The 5,440-nt window shown below is 63.2% G+C and carries 2 protein-coding genes and 1 pseudogene; all 3 read right to left on the bottom strand.

Annotated elements, in window-relative coordinates:
* A pseudogene (locus LJE93_06985) lies at window positions 1–131 on the bottom strand (type II toxin-antitoxin system RelE/ParE family toxin).
* A gap of 447 nt (window positions 132–578) precedes the next feature.
* Window positions 579–2,672: a transcriptional regulator gene (locus LJE93_06980; protein ID MCG6948638.1), complete on the bottom strand. Its 2,094-nt coding sequence runs from the start codon at window positions 2,670–2,672 to the stop codon at window positions 579–581.
* A 164-nt stretch (window positions 2,673–2,836) separates the two neighbouring features.
* Complete coding sequence (locus LJE93_06975) at window positions 2,837–5,170, bottom strand: hypothetical protein (protein ID MCG6948637.1); 2,334 nt, start codon at window positions 5,168–5,170, stop codon at window positions 2,837–2,839.
* Between the last annotated feature and the right edge of the window lie 270 nt (window positions 5,171–5,440).

The raw sequence follows: 5,440 nt of genomic DNA, 5'->3' as shown, positions 1-5,440 counted from the left end.
CTGTGAAAGCCCGAGAGGTCGCCCTTCAGAGCTTCCAGGCGGTTCCCGGGAGGTGACATGAGATCCGTCAACTGGTGTGCGTAATCGAGCATGTCGAGTTTTCTGGCAGCGACCCTGGCAACCCCAGCCCAACCGGCTCGTTTGGGGACAACCCCTTCAACAAAGAACCTCTCGACGGCCCGGCTGGAAAAGCCTTGCATCGCCACCCGAATTCAATATACCTTTCAAAGGTATACCTTGTCAAGGTAATCGGCGCATGAGCTCGGTATGTGTCGTACGAGATGACAGATTGGCTTGCCAGGGCGTAGTTCGAGTCCAGATGCTGGCGTCAAGGGGAGGCCGGCTTCGCCCTCGGTTACGCCGTGGCAGGCTTCGTTCTCGACCGCAGGGCGAGAGACGGTCACTGGCCGGATCCGCAGAGGCCGTTCAGGCGTGAAACACTACCAACTGAGACTCCAACCTGGTAGGGCGCTCCCGGTAACCGCAACGACGTGTGCAGGCCGGTCCGGCGAGAAGACCTGGCTTGCGAGTTACTGGATGACCGCGGCGATCCCGCTAACGATGAAGCTCGTCAGATTCTACGCGTCGGGATGCAACAATGACTCGTAATCTTCCATCCCCTCGAGCGGTTCGAAGAGGACCCGGTGGATATCGTGGAAGTAGTCGAACGAACCCCACCCCTCGGCGCGGGATTGGCTCAGCAGCTCCATCGCCTGGTCACGATCGCCCAGCCAGGCCGCGATGGCCGCGCGGTAGTGGGCCGGCCAGCCCCTCAGCTGCTGTCCCTCGAGCCCTGCCAGTGAACTTTCGATGGCGTGGGCCGTCTCGAGATCACCCCTTCTCGCCGCCACTGCACCGAGCCATCCTTCGACCCCGAGCGACTGGAAGGCGGTCCCCCTATCCTGAATCGAACGAACGGTCTCGAGCACCGCCTGCGCCCGATCTAGTTCGTCGGCCAGCACCAGGGCCTGGGCTCGCAGCCAACCCTCGACGATGATTTCGTTCGGATCGGCACGGTCGTCGAGCACGGTGAGGGCTCTGTGGGCGAGCTTGCGGGCCAAATTGGGACGGCCGTGGGCCCGTGCAGTGGCCGCGGCCTCGATGAACAGGTTCGCCGGCGTCAGGCCCGTGGGAGTGGACAGGGCCGCGGCGACAACCTCTTCAAAACCGGTGTCGTCACCCAAAACGACCAGTGCGCGTGCCTCGGCCACCAGGAGATCGTGGTGCGTCGGGAAATACTCGAGTCCGGTGCGCGCAGTTCGCAGCTCTCCCTCGTGATCTCCGACGATGTGGTAGGAAATAGCGCACCGCCGGAAACTTCCGACGGTCAACGGATTGTGCGCGAAGCTGTCGAATCCCTTGCCCCCGAACATGGCCGAAATCGCGGCGATGGCCTCTCTCGGTCGGTTGAGCGCATACGCCCGCGTGCCGATCAGATGGTGGACGACCAGGTCATCGGGGACGATGTCCTCGATACGCCGAAGCAGGGCCAGGCCATCCCTGTGCCGGTTTTCCGATCTCGTCAAGAAGTAGTCGAGCCAGAGCCGCTCGAACTCCGTGAGAACCGGTCGGCGCTCGTCGAGACGGGCCAGCACTTCGGCGCTGTCCGCCCGGCGCCCCACATAGCGATACGCCGATGCCAGGCGAAATTTTGCAGAGGTGAATTCGGGGTCGAGCTCCACCGCGCGCTCCAGATGGCTGATCGACGCGATTGGATCGACGATATACAGCTCCGAACCTGTGATGAACTCTTGATAGGCTTCGAACGCCGGAACGTGGGACATCAATTGGAGGTGGGCGTGGGCGCGAAGATGCGTCGCGATCGCTCCGACGGTTCGTTGGACAACCTGGTCAAGAGCCTCGGATATCCTGTCCTGGTCGGCGATGGTCGCGGGGACGGCAAACAGCGGAGCGGACTCTTGCACATCCACGATCTTGGCCTGCACCTCGATTTCACCCTCGTGAAGGTAGAGCGTGCCGCCGATCGCCAACCCGGCCCCCGAACGCCGCGCTGCGGAGCACAGTGGGTCGATCGAGTCGACGGGCTCGTCGAGCTTCGACGGGATTGCCTGGACCAGTCCCGACCCAGAAAGCTCGGTCACCAGCCGGTCGCGCGCGAGCAGTGCCATGGCATCGAACGACTGGTCTCCGGTTCGGTTGACGAAAGGCCCGACCAGAACCTGTTCAGGGTCGAGCGGGCTTCTTCGCGTCTGCACGACGAGGGCCGTCACCACCAACATGGCGAGCAGGACAGCCGCGATCGCGGACCACAAGATTGCCCTTCGTCGCAGAGGTGAGGCTCGCGCGTCGTCGCCGGTCGATGACGAGACCGGTTCGACGGCCGCTACCAGACGATATCCGCGTTTGGGGATGGTTTCGATGTAGCGCGGGTGGCGAGCGTCGTCGCCCAGCGCTCGGCGAAGTTCGGCGATGGTGTTGGTGAGTGTCCCTTCGGAGATGATGCGCCCTTCCCAGACAGCGTCGATGATGGCATTCTTCGACACGACCTCCGGGGCGTTCGATGTCATGAATACGAGCAGATTCATCGCCTTCGGCTCGAGGTGCCGCGATTCCTGTTCGGATTTCAGCTCGTTGCGGCGCGGTCTCACTTCCCAGGCGCCGAGTCGGAAAGGCCCGATCGGCTCCGCCGAATGTGCTGTCTCGGTTTGCATGGCGGCCCCATTGTAGTCTCTTCCCGACGCTCGGTTCGCCGGGAAAGGCACCACCACGCCGCCGATGCCCGCGACCTTCCGACCGGAGTGCCGTCGCCCACGCACAATCCATCCCCCCGGAAAGAGGCGGACCCGGGCGCAAGGCCCGGGTCCGCCATCAATTCCTATCGGCCCGGTACGAAGATTGCGTCATTGGTTTTGTTGTCTACAACAGAGGCGTAGGTGAAAAACGCCGCTCCGATCGTCGAGGAGCCGACCACCGCGTACGCATCGTGCAACTCGTCGAGCGCCTTCGTCGAATCAAGGCTCGAAAACACGTCGTTGATCTGACGCGATTCGAACGGCTCGACCTCGAGTTGGCGTTCGGCGAGAAAGACGCCATCGGCGGCGAAAAACCTCACATCAACCGAGATTGGAGTCGCCGATGCGTTGACCACACCGATATTGGTGCGGGCCGCATCGTCATTCTGCAGCTGGGTCAGGTGCCGGTTTTGTCCCGCACCGGCAGCGGTCGCAGCATCCATCCCGTCGATGTACACACTATGGGAAGACCCCCCCTCGGAGGTCGCGGTACGGGCCGATGCGATGAGGTCCCCGCGAACAGAGGTGACCCTCAGGGTGCCAGCGCCACTGGTGTGGAAAAGACTGTCGAGCGCGTTCGCGTACCTCACCGCATGGCCCGGCGCCAGCTCGAAAGACGCCGAACCCGGAGAGAGATTCGCCTGCCCGCGAACAAGGAGATCCACCGTATAGGATGCCGTTTCGGAGCCACAATTCATGATCTCAAGATCTGTGGTCCAGCGGCTGCCGTTGGCGCCTCCGGCCTTGGCGGCCCCCGGAATGTACAACCTCTGTGGCACCAGCCGGTAGACCTTCACACCCAGGTCGCCGGTCACGTAGAGTGCCCCCGACGGCCCCACCGCGATCCCGTTGAAGGTGGAGAACGGCGGCAGCATACCGGCCCCGCTCGCTGAAAGCTCGAGACCACTCACCACAGGGGTGACCGCGCCGGATTCCAGGTGGATGCGCGACACACGGCCGGCTGTTCCCTCGACCGCGAGCAGCGACCCGTCGAGATCAAATGCCAATCCCTCGGGCCCGCTGAGCCCGGTAGCCGCCGGGATCGGTGTCGCCAGCGTCTGACCGCCGGCGATCAGCTGCCACACCACGCCGGTGTACCAGTCGCCCACCCACAGATCGTCGTCTCTGGCGACAAGGCCGAGGGGGAGCACTATTTCATCGGTGATGTCCGCGAGCACCGTCGTTCCGCCTTCTCCGACCCGAACTACCCGCGCCTCGCCCTCGCCCATACCCAGATCGACGACGATCAGATCGTCACCGAACGCGATGGCGTTTACGACTACGGGAAAGTCGAAACTGTCCGTGACCACCTCGCCGGTGTCCGGGCTCCAAACCTGCACGCGTCCGGTGGGGAAGAAGTTGGTCAGGACGAGGTTTTCTCCGGCATTCGCGACCGACAGGGCGCCGCCAAACCCAATCGGCGGAAAGTGGAACCGATCGATACTCAGCATCTCGCCGGTAGCGCCATCGTACTCGTGTAACGAAAACAGATTGCCCACGAATACCGACTCCCCGTCAACCCGTTGCTTGACCGAGATCCCCGAGGGCAGGGTCAGGCCACCCGGCACGACCGTCTGAACACTGCCGTCGGGCATGACCACCGCCACGAGGCCATCGCTGTAGCTGGTGACGAACAGGGCCCCGGTGGGAGCGAAAGCGATGCTGTCAGGCCCGAACGGAAGCTCCGCGTAGGTCGAATGGGCACCGGTAGCAGGATCCATGCGCTGCACCGTGAAACCGGTGCGCTCGAGTACGTAGAGCATGTCGTCCGGCCCGAACTTGACGTTGAAGGGCCCGGGAATGTCGTCGGCGATCGTCTCCACGATCGGCTGCACCACACCTACGTCGATCTTCACCACCTGTGCCTGCATCATCAACGCGCCGTACATCAGGCCATCCGGCCCGAACTCGGGATTCTTGAGGCCGCCGAGGCCCTGGGCGATCAGCTCGGGTGGCTCGTCAAACGTCGGGTCGATTTCGTACAGCGTGTCGGTGTTCCAGGGTTCGGTCACGAACATTCGTCCATCCGCTGAAAAAACGATCGAGTTGACGCCGAAGCCGATCATCTGCATGGTCACAGTCCCGTCCGGCGTCATGCGTCCGATCTCGCCGGTGAACATTTGTGACCAGTACATGGAGCCATCAGGGCCGAAGTTCACGTCCTCCGGGCCGTTCACTCCGCGCTCCGGACCGATCAGGTCCACCATCTGTCCGAGGTTGACGTCGAGGACCGCGATCCCGGCCATGGAACATACGTAGAGGTTGCCATCCGGCCCGAAGCGTAACCCGAAGGTGCCGGGCAGATTTCCCTGGGTCAGGACATCGCTCTGGGCCGCGGCCGGCGCCGCCCAGACTGCAGCCACCAGGCCGCACACCACCAGTGCTCCGACAAACCGACCATGAGATTTCGTATCCATATTTCGCCTCCTTCTTGGTTATGGAGGCAATCTAGTGCCGGGATTTTCCAGAGTCCTCGGGATTGTCCAGGGAAGTTCCAGGGAAAACTCAAGTGGCACCACTGGGTACGACGTGACGCCGCGGCCAACTCGTCACGGCGAAGCCCTCAGGACAGAGCCGAAAGGCCGCGAGTCATCACGCCGAAGGGAGCGGCATGTGGCCCTAGCCATGGGGGTCGAAGGGGGCGGGTGGGTGGCCTAGGGCCACCCGCTCATCTCGGCGGGACGCGT

The sequence above is a fragment of the Acidobacteriota bacterium genome, assembly GCA_022340665.1.
Taxonomy (GTDB): Bacteria; Acidobacteriota; Thermoanaerobaculia; order Thermoanaerobaculales; family Sulfomarinibacteraceae; genus Sulfomarinibacter.
Note: the sequence above shows the minus strand (reverse complement) of the source record. Positions and strands in the feature narration are given on the sequence as shown.

What these genes read in the sequence shown, in the direction of transcription:
- LJE93_06980 (MCG6948638.1), bottom strand. Translation starts at nt 2,672, where the DNA reads ATGCAAACCGAGACAGCACATTCGGCGGAGCCGATCGGGCCTTTCCGA.
- LJE93_06975 (MCG6948637.1), bottom strand. Translation starts at nt 5,170, where the DNA reads ATGGATACGAAATCTCATGGTCGGTTTGTCGGAGCACTGGTGGTGTGC.